21 protein-coding genes are annotated in these 20493 nt (G+C 71.3%); 14 read left to right on the top strand and 7 right to left on the bottom strand.

Annotated elements, in window-relative coordinates; genetic code table 11:
- The first annotated feature begins 75 nt into the window (after positions 1 to 75).
- Positions 76 to 972: a calcium-binding protein gene (locus EP26_RS31745; protein WP_084112361.1), complete on the top strand. Its 897-nt coding sequence runs from the start codon at positions 76 to 78 to the stop codon at positions 970 to 972.
- Between the two features lie 15 nt (positions 973 to 987).
- Here EP26_RS31745 and EP26_RS06620 read toward each other — a convergent pair whose 3' ends face one another.
- The 4 genes from EP26_RS06620 to EP26_RS06605 are packed head-to-tail and all read right to left on the bottom strand — an operon-like array spanning position 988 to position 4683.
- Positions 988 to 1968, bottom strand: a complete 981-nt coding sequence (locus EP26_RS06620) for a Bug family tripartite tricarboxylate transporter substrate binding protein (protein WP_043337212.1) — start codon at positions 1966 to 1968, stop codon at positions 988 to 990.
- A 45-nt stretch (positions 1969 to 2013) separates the two neighbouring features.
- The gene (locus tag EP26_RS06615; RefSeq protein ID WP_043337209.1) at positions 2014 to 2376 is read right to left on the bottom strand and encodes a nuclear transport factor 2 family protein; all 363 of its coding nucleotides are present in this window, start codon (positions 2374 to 2376) and stop codon (positions 2014 to 2016) included.
- 35 nt (positions 2377 to 2411) lie between these two features.
- Positions 2412 to 3920, bottom strand: coding sequence for an amidohydrolase family protein (locus EP26_RS06610; protein WP_043337206.1), 1509 nt, complete (start codon positions 3918 to 3920; stop codon positions 2412 to 2414).
- 10 nt (positions 3921 to 3930) lie between these two features.
- Positions 3931 to 4683 carry an SDR family NAD(P)-dependent oxidoreductase gene (locus tag EP26_RS06605; protein WP_043337203.1) on the bottom strand — a complete coding sequence of 251 codons (753 nt, stop codon included), beginning with the start codon at positions 4681 to 4683 and terminating at the stop codon, positions 3931 to 3933.
- 143 nt (positions 4684 to 4826) lie between these two features.
- Between EP26_RS06605 and rpmB the strand changes: the two genes are divergently transcribed.
- The 9 genes from rpmB (at position 4827) to EP26_RS06560 (ending at position 12237) form a co-directional block, all read left to right on the top strand.
- Positions 4827 to 5129 carry a 50S ribosomal protein L28 gene (gene rpmB, locus EP26_RS06600; protein WP_043337202.1) on the top strand — a complete coding sequence of 101 codons (303 nt, stop codon included), beginning with the start codon at positions 4827 to 4829 and terminating at the stop codon, positions 5127 to 5129.
- 124 nt (positions 5130 to 5253) lie between these two features.
- Positions 5254 to 6408, top strand: a complete 1155-nt coding sequence (locus EP26_RS06595; RefSeq protein WP_043337200.1) for an aminotransferase class V-fold PLP-dependent enzyme — start codon at positions 5254 to 5256, stop codon at positions 6406 to 6408.
- A complete protein-coding gene (locus tag EP26_RS06590; protein WP_245624306.1) occupies positions 6405 to 7253 on the top strand; it encodes a hypothetical protein in 849 nt (282 codons plus the stop codon). The genes EP26_RS06595 and EP26_RS06590 overlap by 4 nt, the downstream gene beginning before the upstream one ends.
- Positions 7250 to 8443: a CaiB/BaiF CoA transferase family protein gene (locus tag EP26_RS06585; protein ID WP_052388879.1), complete on the top strand. Its 1194-nt coding sequence runs from the start codon at positions 7250 to 7252 to the stop codon at positions 8441 to 8443. Before EP26_RS06590 ends, EP26_RS06585 begins: the two co-directional genes overlap by 4 nt.
- A gap of 11 nt (positions 8444 to 8454) precedes the next feature.
- Positions 8455 to 9315: an HpcH/HpaI aldolase/citrate lyase family protein gene (locus EP26_RS06580; protein WP_043337195.1), complete on the top strand. Its 861-nt coding sequence runs from the start codon at positions 8455 to 8457 to the stop codon at positions 9313 to 9315.
- Between the two features lie 95 nt (positions 9316 to 9410).
- Positions 9411 to 9770, top strand: a complete 360-nt coding sequence (locus EP26_RS06575; RefSeq protein WP_043337193.1) for a nuclear transport factor 2 family protein — start codon at positions 9411 to 9413, stop codon at positions 9768 to 9770.
- A gap of 3 nt (positions 9771 to 9773) precedes the next feature.
- Positions 9774 to 10181, top strand: a complete 408-nt coding sequence (locus tag EP26_RS06570) for a hypothetical protein (protein WP_052388878.1) — start codon at positions 9774 to 9776, stop codon at positions 10179 to 10181.
- A 47-nt stretch (positions 10182 to 10228) separates the two neighbouring features.
- Positions 10229 to 11281: an Ldh family oxidoreductase gene (locus EP26_RS06565; RefSeq protein WP_043337191.1), complete on the top strand. Its 1053-nt coding sequence runs from the start codon at positions 10229 to 10231 to the stop codon at positions 11279 to 11281.
- Complete coding sequence (locus tag EP26_RS06560) at positions 11278 to 12237, top strand: Bug family tripartite tricarboxylate transporter substrate binding protein (protein WP_043337190.1); 960 nt, start codon at positions 11278 to 11280, stop codon at positions 12235 to 12237. The genes EP26_RS06565 and EP26_RS06560 overlap by 4 nt, the downstream gene beginning before the upstream one ends.
- A gap of 1 nt (position 12238) precedes the next feature.
- Here EP26_RS06560 and EP26_RS06555 read toward each other — a convergent pair whose 3' ends face one another.
- From EP26_RS06555 to EP26_RS06545, 3 genes are all read right to left on the bottom strand, one after another.
- Entirely contained in the window at positions 12239 to 12466 is a 228-nt protein-coding gene (locus EP26_RS06555; RefSeq protein WP_043337188.1) for a hypothetical protein, read from the bottom strand.
- Positions 12467 to 12548: 82 nt separating this feature from the next.
- Positions 12549 to 12869, bottom strand: coding sequence for a hypothetical protein (locus EP26_RS31740; RefSeq protein ID WP_052388877.1), 321 nt, complete (start codon positions 12867 to 12869; stop codon positions 12549 to 12551).
- Between the two features lie 37 nt (positions 12870 to 12906).
- Positions 12907 to 13362 (bottom strand): MaoC family dehydratase, encoded by a 456-nt coding sequence (locus EP26_RS06545; protein ID WP_043337185.1) that lies wholly within the window; start codon positions 13360 to 13362, stop codon positions 12907 to 12909.
- Positions 13363 to 13458: 96 nt separating this feature from the next.
- Here EP26_RS06545 and EP26_RS06540 point away from each other — a divergent pair, with 96 nt between their 5' ends.
- The 4 genes from EP26_RS06540 to EP26_RS06525 all read left to right on the top strand — a co-directional run bounded on the left by EP26_RS06540 (position 13459) and on the right by EP26_RS06525 (position 20444).
- Positions 13459 to 15048 carry an ABC transporter substrate-binding protein gene (locus EP26_RS06540; protein WP_043337184.1) on the top strand — a complete coding sequence of 530 codons (1590 nt, stop codon included), beginning with the start codon at positions 13459 to 13461 and terminating at the stop codon, positions 15046 to 15048.
- 5 nt (positions 15049 to 15053) lie between these two features.
- Entirely contained in the window at positions 15054 to 15767 is a 714-nt protein-coding gene (locus tag EP26_RS06535; RefSeq protein WP_211259389.1) for a metallophosphoesterase, read from the top strand.
- A 243-nt stretch (positions 15768 to 16010) separates the two neighbouring features.
- Positions 16011 to 17894, top strand: a complete 1884-nt coding sequence (locus tag EP26_RS31735) for an ATP-binding protein (protein ID WP_169747366.1) — start codon at positions 16011 to 16013, stop codon at positions 17892 to 17894.
- A gap of 192 nt (positions 17895 to 18086) precedes the next feature.
- The gene (locus tag EP26_RS06525) at positions 18087 to 20444 is read left to right on the top strand and encodes a helicase-related protein (protein WP_043337180.1); all 2358 of its coding nucleotides are present in this window, start codon (positions 18087 to 18089) and stop codon (positions 20442 to 20444) included.
- Positions 20445 to 20493: the final 49 nt, after the last annotated feature.

Genomic DNA, 20493 nt, shown 5'->3' with positions numbered 1-20493 from the left:
ATCGATTCGGCAAGCATCAGCAAAATGATTAATTCGGAAATATCGATGGGGCGACTGTGATTCGGCAAATATGCATTGGAATGCTTAAATCTTCCTAGGACAGGCTTCAGTAAAGATACAGTAATCGCCCGGCCGACTGTCCACCTTGGAGGAAGTACCAGGCCGCAATCCGCAACCATTACCGGAACCCTGGGCGACGACCAGCTCTTCGGCTCGTTCCACGCAGAAACAGTGGATGGGCTCGCCGGTAACGACACCATCTTCGCCGACAGCGGCGACGACCTGATCTACGGCAACGGGCCCGAAGGCGGCTTCGGCGACCCCCTGGCCGGCCCGGGCGACAACCTGATCTTCGCTGGGCTCGGGAACGACACCATCTTCGCCGGCTATCAATCCGACACCGTATATGGTGGCGACGGCGATGACAGCATCGACGGCGCCGGCGTCTTCGCCTCCAGCGGCGCAGGCGGCTCCATCACCGCGGCGCGTGACTTCGGCGACCTGCTCTATGGCGGCGCCGGGCAGGACCGGATCGACGGCGAGGGCGGCAGTGATACGCTGTTCGGCGGCAGCGGGAGCGACGCGCTGATCGGCAATCTCGGGCGCGACGAGATGACGGGCGGTTGGGGCGCTGACGTCTTCCATTTCGCCTTCCGCTCGGCCCCCGGCGTCTTCGCCTCCGATACCGGAACCGACGCCGCGACGCGCGACGTGATCCTCGACTTCCACCCCGGCCAGGACAGGATCGACCTGCAAGCCTATGCCAATTGGACCGACGGAACGCAGGCGCCGGTCTTCCTCGGCGGCGGGGACTTTACCGGAGGGAGCGCGTTGCAGGTCCGCGCCGTGACCGAGGGCGACCACACGGTCGTGCAGTTCCACGTGCCCTTCGTCTTCGCCCCACAGCCCACCACCTTTGAGATCGAGCTTGCCGGCCACCACACCCTGCAGGCCAGCGACTTCATTTTCTGAGCGGAGGGCGGCGGGTCAGTCCGGCTTCACCCCGGCCTCCTCGATAACCCGCCGCCACCGCGCCAGCTCGCCGCTGACGAGCGCGGTGTACTCCGCCGGCCCCATCCGCCCGGGGACCACCCCGATGCCGGCGAAGCGCTCCCGCACGCGCCCGTCCGCCAGCGCTGCCTCGATCGCCGCCTGCCAGCGCGTGATGACCGTGGCGGGCACCCCGGCCGCCGTGGAGAAGCCGAACCAGTTGGTGCTCTGCACCGCCGGGAACCCGGCCTCGGCGAAGCTTGGCACCTCCGGCAGCGCCGCATCGCGTGCCGCCTCGCTGGTGCCGAGCGCCCGCAGCCGCCCGGCGCGGAGATGCGGCAGGGCGATCGGCAGGCTTTCCATTACCGCCGGGATCTGCCCGCCCATCGCATCTGCCAGGGCAGGGGCCGAGCCGCGATAGGGCACATGCGTCAGCTCCACCCCCGCGGCACGGGCCAGCAACACGCCGGTGAGGTGGTTCATCGTGCCATTGCCGCCGGTGCCGAAGGCGAGCCCGCCCGGCCGCCCTCGCGCCAGCGCCAGGAACTCAGCCAGGCTCTGCGCCGGCACGCCGGGATTGACCACGAGCACGCTCGGGAAGGTGCCGACCAGCGCGACATGGGTGAAATCCGCGACCGGGTCGTACGGCACGGCCGGGTAGAGCGCGGGCCCGATCCCATGCGAAGCGGCGCTCGACATCATCACCAGGTGCGCATCGCCCCGCGCCCTGGCGAGGATCTCCGTCCCCACCATGCCACCCGCGCCCGGCCGGTTCTCGACGACGATAGGCTGGCCGAGCCCGCTGCCGATCTGCTCGGCGAGGATGCGCGAGAGCGTATCCGCCGCCCCGCCGGGCGGGAAATTCACCACCCAGCGGATCGGTCGCTCCGGCCAGGTGGGTTGCGCAAGGGCCGCCCTGCTGCCGACAAGGGCGGGCAGGGCAAGCAGGGCACGGCGGGGTAGGGGCATGAGGCTCATCCAAGGCAAGGTTCCGTCTCCCCATGCCAATACCGTGCCAGCGCCTCACCCCATGCGGATGAGGAAGCGCTCCTCGACCACCTTGCCGTCCCGCACGGTGTAGAGGCCGACCTCCTCCATCTGCATCCGCTGGCCGGAGGCCTTCTGCGTGACGTCGATATGGAAGCGCAGCGCGAACTGGTCGCCGTTCACATAGGGCCCGTGGGTTTCTGCGCTGTGGATCTCATGGTTGGCATACCACCAATCACCCTTGCCCCTCACGGCGGCCTTGCCTCGAAGCACCGCCATCTCGCCCTGCATCGGCTCGATGCTGACCACCTCCTCCGCCCAGAAGCGCTCGCCTGCCTCCTCGAACCGGCCGGCCTTGCAGAGCGCGGCGAACTCCGCCGCGACGGCTTGCGTGTCCATCTCCTCACCCCTCCCGTTCTGGCGGAAGAAGGATATCAGCCCGGCGCGTCGCAGAGATAGCGCCTTGCGTGATAGGGCTGCGCCGCGATGGCCGGGCAGAAGCTCGCCACCACCGGCTCCAGCCTGAGGTACAGCTCATGCCATTCGGCATTCAGCGCCTCGAGCCGCTCCCGCGCCGCCTCCGCCTCACGCGCCAGCTTCGCCAAGTCGATCCCGACATGCCGCCCGTCGCGGAAGATGAGGCGCCCGCCCGTCATCACATGCCGCACCCCGCCGCCATCCTCGCTATGGACGATCTGGTTGGTCGACCAGTGATGCGGCACCCAGTTGATGCTGCCGAGGTCGAGGAAGACGATATCTGCCTTGTAGCCCGGCGCGATCAGCCCGATGTCGCGGAAGCCGAGCGCCCGCGCCGAGCCGATGGTCGCCGCCCGGTACACCTCGTCGCTCGTCGCCCAGAATCGCGGATCGGGCGTCTGCACCTTCGACAGCATCGAGGCATAGCGCATCGCCTCGTACATGTTCTGGTTGTCGGCGCTGCTCGCCCCGTCGGTGCCGATGCCGACATTGCAGCCGGCATCGAGCGCCCGGCGCAGCGGGAACATGCCGTTGCCGAGCCGCATGTTGCTGCCCGGATTGTGCGCGATGGAGGCGCCGCGGTCGGCCATCCGCCGCAGGTCGTCATCATCCATCCAGACGCCATGCGCCGCGGTGAAGTCCGGCCCCAGCAGCCCGAGCGCATCGAGATGCGCAACCAGCGTCTTCCCGTATCTCTGCCTGCCCACTACCGCCTGAACCTTGCTCTCGCCGACATGGCTGTGCAGGCCGACGCCATGCTCGCGTGCCAGCCGCGCGCAGCCGCAGAGGAATTCGTCGGCGCAATGCAGCGGGATGGTCGGCGCGACGCCAGCGCGGATGTCCTGCCCTGACCAGCGCCAATGCTTCAGCACCTCGCCGATGGCGCCAAGCGTCTGCTCGGCCGGCATCGCCCGCAGCCGCGCCACCTGGCCCTGCAACGCCTCCGGCAGCGCGTCCATCAGCCCGGGGATCGCCTCGTAGAGGGTCCGGTCGGCGACCATCGGCGCGATCACCGCGCGCATCCCCGCCTCGGCATAGGCCGAGGCCGCCGCATCCAGCCCGTCACGGGAGGGCAGGGGGAATTCGTAGTAGAGGTCATAGGCCGCGGTGCAGCCCTTCGCCACCATCTCGGCGGCGCAGATCAGCGTGGTGAGCTTCTTGTCCTCAATGCTCCGCCCGCCGCCGATCCAGGGCGAGGCGGCGAGCAGCAACTCCAGCGTCCAATTATCGCCCATCCCTTTGGAGAGGCCGCTATGACCATGGGTATGGGCGTTGACCAGGCCGGGATGCATCAGCAGCCCCGCAGCCTCGAAGACCGGCGTCCCCTCCGGCGCCGCGAGCCCCATGCCGACGGCGCGGATCACCCCATCCTCGATCAGCACATCCGCCGGCTCGCCCCGCCGCCTGGAGGAATCCGCCAGCAGCGCGCCGCGAACCAGCAGGAAGCCCTTCTCCGAAACCGCCATCCATCGCCCCCTAACAGGCCAAATACCCGCCATCGACATGCAGCTCGGCCCCGGTGACGTAGGAGGCCTCGTCCGAGGCGAGGAAGAGGATGGCCCGCGCCACCTCATCCACCTCGCCCGAGCGCCCGAGCGGCACATGCCCCAGCATCTTCGCCCGGAACACCGGGTCGGCCGTCGCCCCGGAGGTCCGCATCGGCGGCATCAGCCCGGGATGGACGGTGTTGACCCGGATCTTCGCCGCGCCCTCCTGCACCGCCACCGACTTGGTCAGCAGCCGCACCGCAGCCTTGGAGGCATTGTAGGCGCAGTGGATGCGTTCCTGTCCCACATTCCCCGAGATGGAGGAGAGGTTGACGATGGAGCCGCCGCCCCGCCGCCGCATCGCCGCGACGCCATGCTTCACCCCGAGGAAGGTGCCGCGCGCATTGACGGCCATGATCCGGTCCCAGAGGCCGGTATCGTAGAGGTCGTTGGTCGCGCTGCCCGAGATGCCGGCATTGTTGACCAGGATGTCGAGCCCGCCCCATTCCCCGGTCACGGCCGCGACCGCCGCCTCCCAATCCGCCTCCTCCGCGACGTCGAGCCGGAGGAAGCGCGCCACCCCGCCCGCCGCCCCGATCGCGGCGGCGACGGCCCCGCCCTCCGCCTCCAGCATGTCGGCGACGGCCACCTTCGCCCCCTCGGCGGCCATCAGCCTTGCCGTCGCCGCCCCCATGCCGGAGGCGGCCCCCGTGACGAGGGCGATCTTGTTGGCAAGTCGCATCGGCGTCTCTCCCCTGGTGTTTCCGCCAGCCTCGCGCAAGCTCGGCCTTGACGCCACCCCCGGCGCAGGGCATATCGCCCCACCTTCAACACCACCCGCGCGTGGGCTCCGTGCCGCGCGCCATTGCGCTTGGGATTTGCATCATGGCCCGCCGCTGCGGCATCACCGGCAAGGGCGTCCTGACGGGTAACAACGTCAGCCACGCCAACAACAAGACGCGGCGTCGCTTCCTGCCCAACCTGCAGGAGACGTCCTTCTTCTCGGACGTGCTGGCCACCAGCATCCAGCTGCGCCTGACGACCAACGGCATCCGCACCATCGAGCACAATGGCGGCCTCGACGCCTTCCTGCTCGGCACGCCGAACCGCCGCCTGCCGGAAGAGGCGCAGGTGCTGAAGCGCCGCATCATCCGCGCCCAGGCGAAGAAGGCAGGCGCCGCGGCCTGATCCGCCGCTACCTGCCGCGATAGGAAGCCGGGCGAAAGCCCGGCTTTTTGCGTTTGCCCCGCCCCCGGCTTGCCGAAACCCGTCATCCGCCTATCATCCGGCGCAACTCGGGAGGAACCAAGCCATGTCGACCCTGGCGGAGGCCGTGCGCCCCGCGGCGAAGGCCGCGCCGCTCTTCGACCCGCGCGGCTTCCGCATCCCGCCCGGCATCACCCATGTCTGCGCCGGGGGTGAGACCGCCTTCCTCCACCGCCATGACGCGGCGCTAGCCCGCTACGCCGCCGACAAGAGCCGCGGCCCCCATGGCCGCCACGCCCAGGATGCCGAGGTGATGCGCGCCCGCAGCCTCGTCGCCGCCGCCTGGGGCGTCGCGCGCGAGGATATCGGCCTGGTCGCCAATGTTGCCGAGGGCATGTCGATGCTGGTCGAAAGCCTCGACTGGCGGCCCGGCGACAACATCGTGGTGGACCCCGACGAATATCCTTCCCTCGTCGCCCCCGTCGCCCTGCAGCGCCACCCGCACATCGCCATCCGCTACGCCCGCGCCAACGATGCCGCCGCTCTCGCTGCCACGGTGACGGAGCGGACGCGGGTGATCGCCGTCTCCCACGTCTCCTACCTCACCGGCGAGCGCTACGACCTGGCGGCGCTGCGCCGCGCCGCGGATGCCGTCGGCGCCTTGCTGATTGTCGACCACACCCAGGCCGCGGGCTACCTGCCGATCGACCTGCGCCTCGCCGATTTCGCCTTCGCCGCCAGCTACAAATGGCTGCTCGGCATGACCGGCACCGCCATCGCCTACTGGAACCGCGACCGCCAGCCCGGCTGGGCGCCAAGCACCGCCGGCTGGCATTCCATCGACGACATGGGCCGCCCCGACTACGCCGCCGGCCTGCGATTGCTGCCAGACGCCATGCGCTTCTCCCGCGGCAACCCCGCCCATGGCGCCGTCTATGTCCTGGCCGAGGCGCTCGACTACCTCGCCGGCTTTCCGCAGGGCGCCGCCCAGGCCCATATCCAGCAGCTGACGACGGCGCTCCTCGCGCGGCTGGAGGCGGCCGGCATCCCGAGCACGACCCCGCGCGACCCCGCCCGCCACGGCGCCAGCGTCTGCATCGCCTGCCCCGGCGCCGGCCCGCTGACGGAGGCGCTGGTGCAGCGCGGAGTCTGGGCCTGGAACGGCCGCGGCCGCATCCGCTTCAGCTTCCATGGCTACAACTCCATGGAGGATGTGGACCGCATCATGGAGGCGCTGCTCGCCGAATGGAGCGGCCGATGAGCGGCGACCTGCAAGCCTGGGTCGGCCGCAGCCGCGTCGTCGAGGAGGACATCTCCCTCGGCCAGGTCCGCCGCATCGCCGCCATGCTCGACATGGATCCAGCCGGCTTCCGCCAGGGCGATGCGCTGCCGCCCCACTGGTTCGTCTTCTTCGGCAACGAGGCTCCGCGCCAGTCCGATATCGGCCCGGACGGCCACCCCAACCCCGGCGTGGTCCTGCCGCCCATCCCGCTGCCCCGCCGCATGGGCGCCGGCCGCCGCGTGACCATCCCCGGCACCATGCGCATCGGCGAGATGGTGGAGCGCACCGCCGAGGTCGCCGCCATCCTGCCGAAGCAGGCGCGCACTGGCTTCATCACCGTGCTCACGATGCGCCACACCTACCGCGTCGCCGGCCAGGTGGTGGCGGAAGAGGAATTCGACGCTGTCTACCGCGAGGCGCCGAAGCCTGGCGAGGCGAGCCCCGTCGCCCCGCCCAGCCCCGCGCCGGCGGACGCCGCCTGGAGCGTCGAGCGGCACCTCTCCCCGCCGCTGGTCTTCCGCTACTCGGCGCTGACCTGGAACGCCCACCGCATCCACTACGACGCCGACTATGCCCGGGGCGAGGAGGGCTACCCCGCCACCGTGCAGAATGGCGGGCTGACCATGCAGCTCCTCCTCGACGCCGCCGTGGCGCACACCAAGGGCCGCCTCACCGGCTTCACCGCACGATTGACGCGACCGATCTATGTCGGCGACACCATCACCCTCTGCGGCCGCGTACCCGAAGCAGGAAAGACGGCGACCTGGGTGCAGGACCGCAATGGCAATCTCTGCGGCCAGCTGGATTGCGAGTTCGCGGCGTGAGCGGCGGGCCGCTCGAAGGCATCAGGGTCATCGACCTTACCACCGTCGTCGTCGGGCCGATCTGCACCCGCACCCTCGGCGACCAGGGCGCCGAGGTCATCAAGGTGGAGGCGCCGGGCGGCGACATCCTGCGCTACCTCGCCGCCGGCAGCCGCTCGCCCGCCATGTCGGGCAAGTTCATCAATTTCAACCGCAACAAGCGCAGCATCGTCCTCGACATCAAGCAGCCCGAAGGCCTCGCTGCGCTGAAGCGCCTGATCGCCGGCGCCGATGTCTTCGTCTCCAACGTCCGCCCGGCGGCGCTCGCCCGCGCCGGGCTCGACCATGCCTCGCTCGCGCCCTCGAACCCGCGCCTCATCCACTGCGGCATCGTCGCCTTCGGCACCGACGGGCGCTACGCCAACCGCCCGGCTTATGACCCGATCATTCAGTCCCTTTCCGGTGTCGCCGGCACCTTCGAGCGCGCCATCGGCGAGCCGCGCTTCGTCCCCATGGTGATGACCGACCACATCACCGGCCTCGTCGCCGCGCAGAGCATCGGCTTCGCCCTCTACCGCCGGGAGAAGACGGGGCAGGGGGAGGCGATTGAGGTGCCGATGTTCGAGACCATGGCGAGCTTCGTCGCCAGCGAGCATCTCGGCGCCGCCACCTTCGACCCGCCCGAGGGTCCGAGCGGCGATGCCCGCCTGCTCTCGCCCGATTACCGCCCCCTGCCGACGCGGGATGGCTTCATCACCATCCGCCCGAACGACAACCGCCAGGCCTTCGCCTTCTTCGACGCCATCGGCCGCCCCGAGTTGAGGACCGACCCGCGCTTCGCCACGCCCATCACCCGCACGCAGAACGCCGCCGACTACTTCACCCTCCAGGTCGAGGCGCTGGCGCAGAAGACGACGGCGGAGTGGCTGGCGATCTTCGCCGAGGCCGACGTCCCCGCCGCCCGCTACAACTCCATCGACGATCTGCTGGACGACCCGCATCTCGGCGATGTCGGCTTCTGGCAGGGCGACGAGCACCCGACCGAGGGCCGCATCCGCCGCACCCGCATCCCTGTCACCTTCCGCGGCGGCATGCGCGAGGAAACGCGGCCCGCCCCCCGCCTCGGCGCCCAGACGCGAGAGATCCTGGCGGAGGCCGGCTACGCGCCCGCCGAGATCGACGCCATGCTGCAATCCGGCGCCGCCGCCTGAGGACTCCGAACATGACCGTGCCGAATTGGCGTTCCCTCCTCTTCGTCCCCACGACCGCCGAGCGCTTCGTCGCCAAGGCGCATACCCGCGGCGCCGACGTGATCATCCTCGATCTCGAGGACAGCATCCCGCCCGCCGAGAAGGAGGCGGCCCGCGCCGCGCTCCCCGGTGCAGCGGCCGCGTTGCATGCCGAAGGCCAGGCCCTCGCCGTGCGCATCAACCGCCCGCTCGACCTCGCCGTGCCCGACATCGCCGCCGCCATCCGTCCGGAGGTCTCGGCGCTGATGCTGCCCAAGGTGATGGGCCCCGAGCATATCCGCCTGCTCTCCGAAGTGGTCGCGACGCGCGAGGCCGCCCTCGGCCTGCCGCAGGGCCATACCCGCTTCATCGGCATCGTCGAGACGCCGCAGGCCCTGCCGCACCTCGCCGCCATCGCCGGCGCCGATCCGCGCATGGCCGCCCTCGGCCTCGGCTCCGAGGATCTCTCGACCGAGCTGGAGGCCGTGCCCGGCGCCGACATGCTCTACCCCTTCGGGATGATGGTGGTGGCCGCCGCCCGTGGCGCCGGCATCCTCCCCCTCGGCTCCATCGGCGCCTTCGCCGATTTCCGCGACCTCGACGGCTACCGCGCCAGCCTGCAACGCTCGCGGAAGCTCGGCTTCGCCTGCACCGCCTGCATCCACCCCGCGCATGTGCCGATCATCAACGAGGAATACGGCGTCCCCGCTGGCGAGGCCGACCGCGCCCGCCGCCTGATCGAAACTTTCGAGCAGGCGCTGGCGGCCGGGCAGGGGGCCGTCGCCTTCGAGGGCGCGATGATCGACCTCCCCGTCGTCGAGCGCGCCCGCCGCCTCCTCGCCCGTGCCCGCTGAATCTGACCTCCCACGTAATCGCGGCGCCCCATCCGTCCCTGCATCCTCCCTGCGCCGGCGGGACTTCCCCGCCGGTCGCCAAGGGAGCCACCAGGATGCATGACCAGCTGATCGACACCTACATCGCCTGCTGGAACGAGGCCGATGCCGCCCGCCGCGCCGCCCTCGCCGGCAAGGCCTTCGCCCAGGCCGCGACCTACACCGACCCGCTGATGGAAGGCCGTGGCCCCGACGGCATCGCCGCCATGATCGGCGCCGCGCAGGCCCAGTTCCCCGGCCTCCGCTTCCGCCGCAGCGGCAAGGTGGATGCGCACCACGGCGTCCTGCGCTTCGCCTGGGAGCTCGCCGCCGGGGATGGCCCCGCCGTCGCCGCCGGCACCGACATCGCCGAGCTCGCCGATGATGGGCGCTTCGCCCGCGTCATCGGCTTCATCGACCTGGCGCCGGAGGCCTGAGCCATGACGCGCATGATCATCCCCTCCACCTTCCTCCGCCGCGCCCTCCTGCTCGACGCGGTGAGCTGCGCCGCGCTCGGCCTGCTGATGGCCGTCTGCGCCGCCCCGCTCGGCTGGTGGTTCCACCTGCCGCTGCCCCTGCTGCGCGAGTCCGGCCTCGTCCTGCTGGCCTTCGCCGCCGTCCTCGGCTGGGCCTGCACCCGGCCGCAGCTGCCGCGGCTGCTGGTGCTCGGCATCGTCGCCGGCAACGCGCTCTGGGCGATCGACAGCGTGCTGCTCCTGCTGCCCGCCTGGATCGCGCCGAACGGGCTCGGCGCCTCCTTCATCCTCGTCCAGGCCATCGCCACGGCGCTGATCGCGGAGCTCGAATATGTCGGGCTGAAGCGCTCCGCGACGGCGGCCATGGCCTGAGTCCCGGCACCCGGTCTAGCCTCGCCCCCAAAGGGAGAGAACGACCGATGCCAGACCGGATCCCCGCCGAGGCGCTGCGCCGCTTCATGACCGGCATCTACGAGGCGGCGGGCGTCCCCGCCGCCGATGCCGCGCTCGTCGCCGGGCTGATGACCGAGGCCGACCTGATCGGCGCCGACGGCCATGGCGTCTTCCGCCTCGCCCAGTATATGCGCCGCATGCGCGCCGGGGGCATGAACCCCCGCGCCACGCCGCGCATCGTCGAGGAACGCCCGGCCTCCGCGCTGATCGACGGCGACAACGGCCTCGGCCACCTCGCCACGACCATGGCGGCGCATACCGCCATCGCCAAGGCCCGCACCCAGGGCGTCGCCTGGTGCGGCGTCCGCCACGGCAACCATGCCGGCCCCGCCAGCCTTTACGCGCGGATGGTGATGGAGGCCGGCATGATCGGCCTTTACCTCGCCGTCGGCAGCGCCAACCACCTGCCGCCCTGGGGCGGGCTGGAGCTGCTGCTCTCCACCAACCCCATCGCCGTCGCCGTGCCGACCCAGGACGAGCCGCCCATCATCCTCGACATGGCGACGACGGTTGCCGCTTACGGCAAGGTCAAGGTGAAGGCCCAGCGCGGCGAACCCATGCCGGAGGGCTGGATGATCGACCGCCAGGGCCAGCCGCTCACCGACCCGAAGCGGGCAGGGGAGGGGCTGCTGCTCCCCATCGGCGGCTACAAGGGCTACGGCCTTGCGCTGATCTTCGGCCTGCTCGCCGGCACGCTGAACGGCGCCGCCATGGGCCGCGACGTCGTCGACTTCAACGCCGACGACACCACGGTGACGAATACCGGCCAAGCCATCCTCGCCATTGACCTCGCCGCCTTCGGCGACCCGGCGGAGTTCCGCCGCCGCGTTGACGCCCTGGCCCGCGAAATCCGCGGTAGCGCGCGCCTGCCGGGCATCGACCGCATCTTCCTCCCCGGCGAGCAGAGTGCCGCAACGCGCACCCGCCGCACGGCCGAAGGCATCCCCATCCCGCCCCCGCTCCGCACCCAGCTCGACGCCCTGGCCGACGAGCTCGGCGCGCCGAGGCTCGCCACATGATCCCGCGCCGGGCACTGCCCGCGCTCCTGCTCCCCGCACCGGCCCTGGCCGATGATGCCTTTCCCTCCCGCCCGATCACCCTGCTGGTCGGCTTCGCCCCCGGCGGCGGCACCGACATCCTCGCCCGTCTCCTCGCCGCCCGCCTCGCGGATGACTTCGCCCAGCCCGTCGCCGTCGAGAACCGCACCGGCGGGGGAGGGACTATCGCCGCGCTCGCCACAGCCCGCGCCCGCCCCGACGGCCACACCGCGACCCTCGGCACGGTGAGCAACATGGTGCAGGTCCCGCTCGCCATGCGCGCCCCGCCCTTCGACCCGGCGCGCGACGTGACGCCGATCGCCCTCGTCGCCGCCGTGCCGATGGTGGTGACGGTCCCGGCCAACTCGCCGGCCCGCGACCTCGCCAGCTTCATCGCCCTCGCCAAAGCGAGGCCGGGCGGGCTCAATTTCGCCAGCAACGGCGTCGGCACCAGCCAGCACCTCGCCGCCGAGCTCTTCATGCAGGCGACCGGCACCCGCATGGTCCATGTCCCCTATCGCGGCAGCGGGCAGGTGGTGATGGACCTGGCCCAGGGCGTGGTGGACGTGAATTTCGACACGCTCTCCTCGGTGCTGCCCGGCATCCGCCAGGGGATGCTGCGCGGCCTCGCCGTCACCACCGCCCGCCGCGCCGCCGCATTGCCCGAGGTGCCGACGGTGATGGAGAGCGGCGTCCCCGGTTACGACCTCGATGTCTGGTACATGCTCTACGGCCCCGCCGGCCTCGCCGAACCCGCCTTTCGCCGTTGGTCCGACGCCGCGGCGCGAGCGCTCTCCGCCCCCGCCCTCCAGGCCCGCCTGCGCGAGTCCGGCTTCGACCCCGCCATCGGCAGCCCGGACGAGGCCGCCTCGCTGGTCCGCACCGAGATCGCCCGCTATGGCGAGGCCATCCGCCGGGCAGGCATCCAGCTCGATTAGCTCATGGCGAGCGCATCGCCCGCTGCAGCTTCCCGATGGCGATCTGCGCCAGCATCGCGGCATGGTCCGACTGCGTCTGGAAATCCTCGGCCAGGGCCAGCAGGGCCTGGCGCTGCGTGTGATCGCTGAGCAGGGCCGCGATGCGGCGGCACTCGGCGGACTTGTCCGCGAACCAGTGCGCGTCCCAATGACTCTCGAATCCCGCAGGCGGTGAGCTCGTATCCGGCATAGGTCCTCCAAGGCGGAACGACAGGGGATTCGATCCGCGACGTCCGCCTAACGGCCAAGGCTGCCGAAGGGTTGTCGACGCCCTAGCGTTTGTACCCGCCATCCGGCCCCGCCGGCGGATAGGGATTGGCCCCCGGCACGATCACCCTCGGCGGTGCATAGACCGCCGGCGGCGGATAGCCATATCCATAGCCATAGAAGCGCGGCCCATGATGGCCCGGCCCATAGTACCCGCCCGGCGGCCCGGCGCGGAAGCCGTAGCCCCCGCGATACCCATACCCGCCACGATATCCATAGCCGCCGTCATGGTACCCGTAGCCGCCATGGTACCCCCGCGCCCCGGCCTCACCCGGCCCCAGCGCGAGGAAGGCGGCCATCCCGGCTGCGAGACAGGCGAAGCGCATCGAAAGGCCTCCCTCGGCCCTTCGCGGGCCTTACCCCTTATTCATAGATCAAGGACAGCGTCTCCGCGACCAATGCCGGCCGGCTGGACCCCTCGACCTCCACCGTCGCCTCCATGGTCAGCCGCGCCCCGCCCTCAACCGGCTCGACCGCCTTCAGCGTCAGATGTCCGCGCACCCGCGACCCGGCTGGCACCGGCGCCGTGAAGCGCACCTTGTTCGAGCCGTAATTCACCCCCCGGCTCCGCTGCTTCACCCGAAAGATGCTCTGGTTCAGCCGCGGCAGCAGCGAGAGGGTGAGGTAGCCATGCGCGATGGTCTTGCCGCCCGGCATCTCCCGCTTCGCCCGCTCGACATCGACATGGATCCACTGGTGGTCGCCCGTCGCCTCGGCGAACTGGTCGATCATCTTCTGGTCGACCGTCACCCATTCCCCGGCCCCGAGGCTCTTGCCGACATGGTCGCGCAGATCCCCGATCGTCTCGATCTCCAGCATGCGCCTCTCTCCCGTGTTGCGCGTGACGGCTGGAATTCCTGGCATACCGGGCTAGGCTTGGCCATAAGCACCGAGGCCGGAACAAGGAGAGACTGCGTGTCGCCCATCCTCTGGGCCCTGGCCCTGATGGGGCTCGCTTCGCCTGCCTTGGCCCAGCGCCCCATGGCCACGACCGGGGCCGATGCGGTGACCATCGGCGTCGCTGCCCCCGCCACCTCGGTCGACCCGCATTTCTTCAATGCCGCGCCCAACGCCCAGCTCGCCGCCCATATCTTCTCCCGCCTGGTCGAGCGCGACGCCCGCGTGCAGCTCCAGCCCGGCCTCGCCGAGAGCTGGCGCGCCGTCTCGCCGACAGTCTGGGAATTCCGCCTCCGCCCCGGCGTCACCTGGCACGATGGCCGCCCCTTCACCGCCGAGGATGTCGCCTTCTCCCTCGCCCGCGCGCCCAGCGTGCCGAACAGCCCCGGCGGGTATGGCAGCTTCCTCCGCATGGTGAAGCAGGTGGAGGTGGTTGCCCCGCTGACCATCCGCCTGCACACCAGGCAGCCGCATTCCCTGCTGCCGACCGAGATCGCCTACATCGCCATCGTCGCCCGCCACGCCGCCCAGGGCGCCGCGACGGAGGATTTCAACGGCGGCCGCGCCGCTATCGGCACCGGCCCCTACCGCCTGCTCTCCCACACCGCCAACGACCGCACCGAGCTGGCCCGCAACGAGGCCTATTGGGGCCCGCGCGAGCCCTGGAGCCGCGTCACCCTTCGCTTCCTCGGCAATGACGCCGCCCGCACCGCCGCCATTCTCGCCGGCGATGTCGACATGATCGACCAGGTCCCCTCAGCCGACCTCGCCCGGCTGCGCACCGATACCCGCATCGGCCTGTTCGAGATCCAGGGCCTCCGCCTGGTCTTCCTCCAGGCCGATTTCTCGCGCGACACGGCAGTGCCCTTCGTCACCGACAATGCCGGCCAGCTCCTGCCGGCGAACCCCTTCAAGGATGTCCGCATCCGCCGCGCCCTCTCCATCGCCATCAACCGCCAGGCGCTCGCCGAGCGGGTGATGGAGGGTGCCGCCCGCCCCGCCGGCCAATGGCTGCCGCCGGGGGTCTATTCTTACGACCCCGGCACCCCCGTCCCCGCCTTCGACCCGGAGGGCGCCCGCCGCCTGCTCGCCGAGGCCGGCTATCCCGAGGGCTTCCGCCTGACGCTGCACAGCCCCAACGACCGCTACCCGAACGACGCCCGCACCGCCCAGGCCGTCGCTCAGATGTGGAGCCGCATCGGCATCCGCACCGAGGTTGCGGCCCTTCCCTGGTCGGCCTTCTCCGCCCGCGCCGCGCGGCAGGAATTCGCCATGCGCCTCACCGGCTGGGGCAGCACCACCGGCGAGGCGAGCTATCTGCTGGCCAATGTGCTCGGCACCTACGATCCGGCCGCCCGCCGCGGCGCCTCCAATGCCGGCCGCTACTCCAACCCGGCGCTCGATGCCCTGACCGACCGCGCCACCGCGACCCTCGACGCTGAGGAGCGCGAGGCCCTGCTCCGCCAGGCCGTCCACATGGCGAGCGAGGACGTCGCGCTGATCCCGCTGTTCCACCTCGTCAATGCCTGGGCCACCCGCGCCGGCCTCCGCTACGATGCCCGCATGGACGAGCGGAGCCTCGCCATGGGCCTCCGCCGGGCGGAGTGATGCCGATGCCCGAATTCCAATCCGCCCCCGCCCGCCTGCCGTCTGGCCGACGCATCTATGCGGTGGGCGATGTCCACGGCCATGACGAGAAGCTCGCCGCCATCCATGCGCAGGTCGCTGCCGACCTCGCCGCCCGTCCCGTGACGGCGCCGCTGCTGATCCATCTCGGCGACTATATCGACCGCGGCCCCGATAGCTGCGGCGTCATCGCCCGCCTCGCCGCCGGAGACCCGATCGCCGGCCTTCCCACCGTGAACCTCCTCGGCAACCACGAGCGCAGCATGATCGACGCGCTGGCCGGTGAGCGCGCCGCCGTCACCGACTGGCGCATGCATGGCGGGCGCGAGGCCCTGGCCAGCTGGGACATCGACCCGGACAGCGACCCGGCCACCTGGCCGGCGCTGATCCCGGCCGCGCATCGCCGCTTCGTCGAGGCGCTCGCCCTAATGCACCGCGAGGGCGGCTACCTCTTCGTCCATGCCGGCATCCGCCCGGGCGTGCCGCTCAAGGCGCAGTCGCCGGACGACCTCATCCGCATCCGCGGCGGTTTCCTCGATTCGGAGGCCGATCTCGGCCTGGTTGTCATCCACGGCCATACGCCGACGCAGGGGCCCGTCCTCCGCCGCAACCGCATCGGCATCGACACCGGTGCCGCCTATGGGCGGGAGCTGACCTGTCTGGTGCTCGAAGCCAACCGGATGGCCTTCCTCCAGGCCTAGAGGCCGCTTGCCGGGCCGGCGCCGCCACCACGGCGTGCATCGGCCGGCATCTTGTCCGCTCCGGAGCTGCGTTGAGCGAAAACCTTACCAGTTCCTGGACATAAAAGTGCGTAAGCGGCGCCTTGAATAACTTTTAGTTGAATGACGGAGCCATTCGACTATCTGTGTCCCATCCATCACGGGATATGTGATTTGCGGCTCTGGCATTCTTCCCTGCATCGGCTCGGCAGCCTGCGGTTGCGCATGATAGCGCTGATCCTGATTGCCGTGCTGCCGCCGGGGATGCTGACCGTGTGGGAGCAGCATCGCCATGCCGAGGCGCATCTGGAGGAAGCCGGCCTCGCCCTCCAGGCCGTCGCGGTGAACATGGCGCGGGAGCGGTCCGCCAGCCCCCGCCCGCTCGCCGTCCCGGGTGAGGCCGGCAGCCCGCAGCTGCCGGTCGGGGTCGATTCCCTGCTACTGGCCGATGCCGCCGGCACTATCCTGGAACGCTTCCCGCCCGCCCCGGCGCTGATCGGCCGCAGCCTGCGCGGCACCGTCCTCGAGGAGGCCCTGCAGGGTCATGCCGGCCATGGCCAGGGCGCCGGCCTGATTGGCGGGCCGCGCCTCTTCGGCTTCGCACCCATCCCGGGGACCGGCGCCGTCCTGGCCGTCGCCCGCGAGATCGAGGCCATCCAGGCGCCGCTGCGGGCCCTGCAACTCCAGGTGCTGGCCATGCTGCTCGGCGCCACCTTCATCGCTCTTTCCCTCGCCCTGCTCGCCGGACGCTGGATGCTGCTGCGGCCCATGGCCCACTTCGCCGCCGCCGTCCGCCGCATCGCCGCCGGCGACCTCGCCGCCCGCGCCGAAACCGGTCGCTTCGGCGGCGAATTCGGCCGCCTCGCCGCCGAGGTGAACAGCATGGCCGCCAGCCTCGCCGCCCATCAGGCCGCGCTCGAGGCGAAGAATGCCGAGCTTGCCCGCCTCGCCACCGAGCTCGCCGCCGCCCGCGACGCCGCCGAGGCCGCCAGCGCCGCCAAGACCGGCTTCGTCCGCATGCTGAGCCATGAGCTGCGCACCCCGCTCAACGGGATCCTTGGCCATGCCCAGATCCTGAAGGCCGACCCCGACCTCACCCCTGCCCAGCGCCACGGCGCCGAGCAAATCACCGCCAGCGGCGAGCACCTCATGTCCATGATCCGCGAATTGCTCGACCTCGCCGCCATCGAGGCCGGCAAGGTCGCCTTGGCTCCGTCTCCCGTCTGCCTCGCCGCCCTCGCCGAGGAGGCCACCGCCCTTATCCGCCCCGCCGCCACGGCGAAGGGCCTCGCCTTCGGGGTGGACGTCGCCGCCCGCGCCGCAGGCTGGGTCATGGCCGACCCGGTCCGCCTGCGCCAGATCCTGCTCAACCTGCTCGGCAACGCGGTGAAATTCACCGCGCGTGGCGAGGTCGTGCTGCGCATCCTACCCGCCGCCGGGGGCCTCACCCGCATCGAGGTGACCGACACCGGCCCCGGCATGACCGAGGCCGAGCGCGCCTCGCTCTTCCAGGAATTCACCCGCCTCGCCAGCGCCGGGCAGGCCGAGGGCAGCGGTCTTGGCCTCGCCATCACCGCCAGGCTGGTCCGGCTAATGGGCGGCAGCATCGGCTGCGACAGCGAGAAAGGGCAGGGGAGCTGCTTCTGGGCCGAGCTCCCCCTGCCGCGAGCCGAACCCGCCGCCGAGCCCGAGGCGGAGCCCACCCTGCTCCCCGTCGGCAAGCCGCTCCGCCTGCTGCTGGCCGATGACGTGTTGGTCAACCGCGAAGTCGCCCGTGCCCTGCTCAACGCCGCCGGCCATGAGGTCGAGGTGGTGCCCGACGGTGCCCAGGCCCTGGAAGCCGCCCTCGCCCAGGACTGGGACGCCGTGCTGCTCGACATCCACATGCCGGTGATGGACGGCCTCACCGCCGCCCGCCAGATTCGCGCCGCCGCAGGACCGCGGGGCCGGGTGCCCATCGTCGCCGTCACCGCCAGTGCCAACCAGGCCGAGGTCGAGGAATGCCTCGTCGCCGGCATGGATGCCCATGTCGAGAAGCCGCTCCGCGCCTGGGAGCTGCACAATGCCCTGGCCAATATCCGCGGCCGCAGCCTCGTCGCCGCGAAATAGCCCCGGCAGAACACCCCTGGCGAAGCGGGGCCTGGCGCCCCATATGCAACCAGCAGACCTGCGACACGTTGCCAAGCCACCTCCGCCGGGCGATACCCCGGCGGATGTTCCGGCCCGATAAGGCGGCAGGTCCTATCCCCCGCTTCGTTCCCTGGCGCGGCCTTCCATCGGGAGGACCGCGGAGTTCCTGATTTGACCGATACCGATGGCGCCCCCTCCGCATACGCCGAGAGCCCCGCGCCACGCCATTCCCCCGCCGAGGCCGCGATCCTCGCCTCCGGCCTCGCCGTCGCCCCGCGTGAGATGCCGGCCCTCATCCGCCGCGTCGAGCGGCGCCTGCCGGCCGATGCCGATGCCGTCCGCGCCGCCCTCATCGAGACCCGTCGCCGTGCCTGGATCGCCCGGCTGAACGATCTCGCCAACCGCGCCGGCCGCATCTGGGTCCGCCGCGCCGAGGTCGAGACCGCCGCCGGCACTATCGCCGAGCTGGAGCCGGAGGACGATACCCTCCTCGCCGCCCTCGACCGCGCCCTGGTCCGCCGCTTCCGCAACCTCGGCCCGACGGCGGAAGCCGCGCTCGAGGCCATCACCGCCGAGCTGGTCGAATCCGGCTCCGGCAGCCTCTCCGCCGACCGCCACGCCATGCTGGCCCGCGAGGTCGCCGCCGCCTTCGACCTTCGCGGCGATGCGGAACTTGCCTTCCTCGATTCCGTCGCCGCCGTCGAATCCCGCCGCCGCCGCGACCTCCGCGAGGCCGAGGCCGCGACCCGCGCCAAGCGCCGCGAGGAGGTCCAGCGCCTCCGTGCCTGGGAGCGCAGCCTCGTCGAGTTCCGCGCCCTCCCCAACCTCCTCGGCGCCACCGAGAAGGAAGTCCTGCGCTGGATCGGCGGAGGCCTGATCCCCGTCGCCCGCCGCATCCCGACCCGCAACAAGGGCCAGGAGAAGTGGGAGTTCGATCCGAAGGAGATCACCGCCCTCCGCCCCCAGGTCCCCGCCTGGCGCGAGGCCGAGGCCCCCGGCACCCGCCTGGCCCGCCCTGCTGTGGCGAAGCCGACCCGCGCTGGCAACGCCGCCGTCGCCCGCGTCGCCGCCCTCGACCGCTATGCCGGCCACTTCGCGACTGCCCGCGCGCTGAACCGCCGCATCACCCTCGTCACCGGCCCGACCAATTCCGGCAAGAGCCACACCGCCCTCGACCGCCTGGCGAAGTCGGAAAGCGGCATGGCCCTCGCCCCCCTCCGCCTCCTGGCCCATGAATTCCGCGAGGCGCTGGCGACGCGCGGCGTCCTCGCCTCCCTCTCCACCGGCGAGGAGCGCCTGCCCGTCCCCGGCAGCCGCCACCTGGCCGCCACCGTCGAGATGTGCCCATTCCACAACCCGGTGGACGTGGCGTTGATCGACGAGGCGCAGATGCTCGGCGACCGCGACCGCGGCGCCGCCTGGACGGCCGCCATCATGGGTGCCCCCGCCCGCGAGGTCTTCGTCCTGGGCGCCCCGGAATGCGCGACGCTCGTCCGCCGCATCGCCCGCCTCTGCGACGACGAGATGGACGAGGTGAAGCTGCAGCGGAAGAATCCGCTCGTCGCCGCCTCGAAGCCCGTCGCCCTCGGCGACCTCCGCACCGGCGACGCCCTCGTCGCCTTCTCCCGCCGCGACGTGCTCGACCTCCGTGCGGAACTCGTCAAGCGTGGCAAGCGCGTCGCCGTCGTCTACGGCGCGCTCAGCCCCGAGGTCCGCCGCGCCGAGGCTGCCCGCTTCCGCACCGGCGATGCCGATGTGCTGGTGGCGACGGATGCCATCGGCATGGGCCTCAACCTGCCCATCCGCCGCGTCGTTTTCTCCACCCTTCGCAAGTTCGACGGCGAGTCCCGCCGCGAGCTGAACACCCAGGAGGTGAAGCAGATCGGCGGCCGCGCCGGCCGCTTCGGCCAGCACGAGGAGGGCGTCGTCGCGGTCCTCGCCGGCGGCGGCAGCCCCGACTTCGTCAAGATGATGCTGAACGCCGCGCCCGAGGTGCCGGAGGACATCCGCCCGCAGGTGCAGCCCGATGCCGACATCATCGCCGCCGTTGCCGCCGAGATTGGCTCCGACAGCCTCTTCGGCGTGCTGGCCCGCATCAAGCGCGCCGTGCTGCGCCCCGACGACCCCAACTACCGCCTCGCAGACCTGACCCAGGCCATGGCCGTCGCCTCCGCCATCGACGGCGTCCCCGGCCTGTCGCTCCTCGACCGCTGGACCTATGCCCTCTGCCCGGTCGATGAGCGCGACAACGGCGTCTCCCGTCTCGCCCGCTGGGCAGTGGAGCATGGCGCCGGCCGCCCCGTGCCGCCGCCCATGGCCGGCCGCCTGCCCGCGCCCGAACGCGCGGCGCGAGAGGAGCTGGAGCGCGCCGAGAAGGTCCACAAGCGCCTCGTCGCCTGGCGCTGGCTCTCGCTCCGCTTCGAGCTCGCCTACCCCGCCCGCGCCGAGGCCGAGGCCGAGACCATCCGTCTCGATCGCTGGATCGAGGATGTGCTGCGTCAGCAAAGGCGGTCGAAGCTCGTCATGTAAGAGCGGGGGCTCCGCCCCCGTGCCCCCGCCGGGGCCAAAGCCTGGCCCC

This window comes from Belnapia moabensis DSM 16746 (assembly GCF_000745835.1).
Classification (GTDB): Bacteria; Pseudomonadota; Alphaproteobacteria; order Acetobacterales; family Acetobacteraceae; genus Belnapia; species Belnapia moabensis.
The sequence above is the reverse complement of the archived record's forward strand: the minus strand, read 5'-3'. Positions and strand labels throughout refer to the sequence as shown.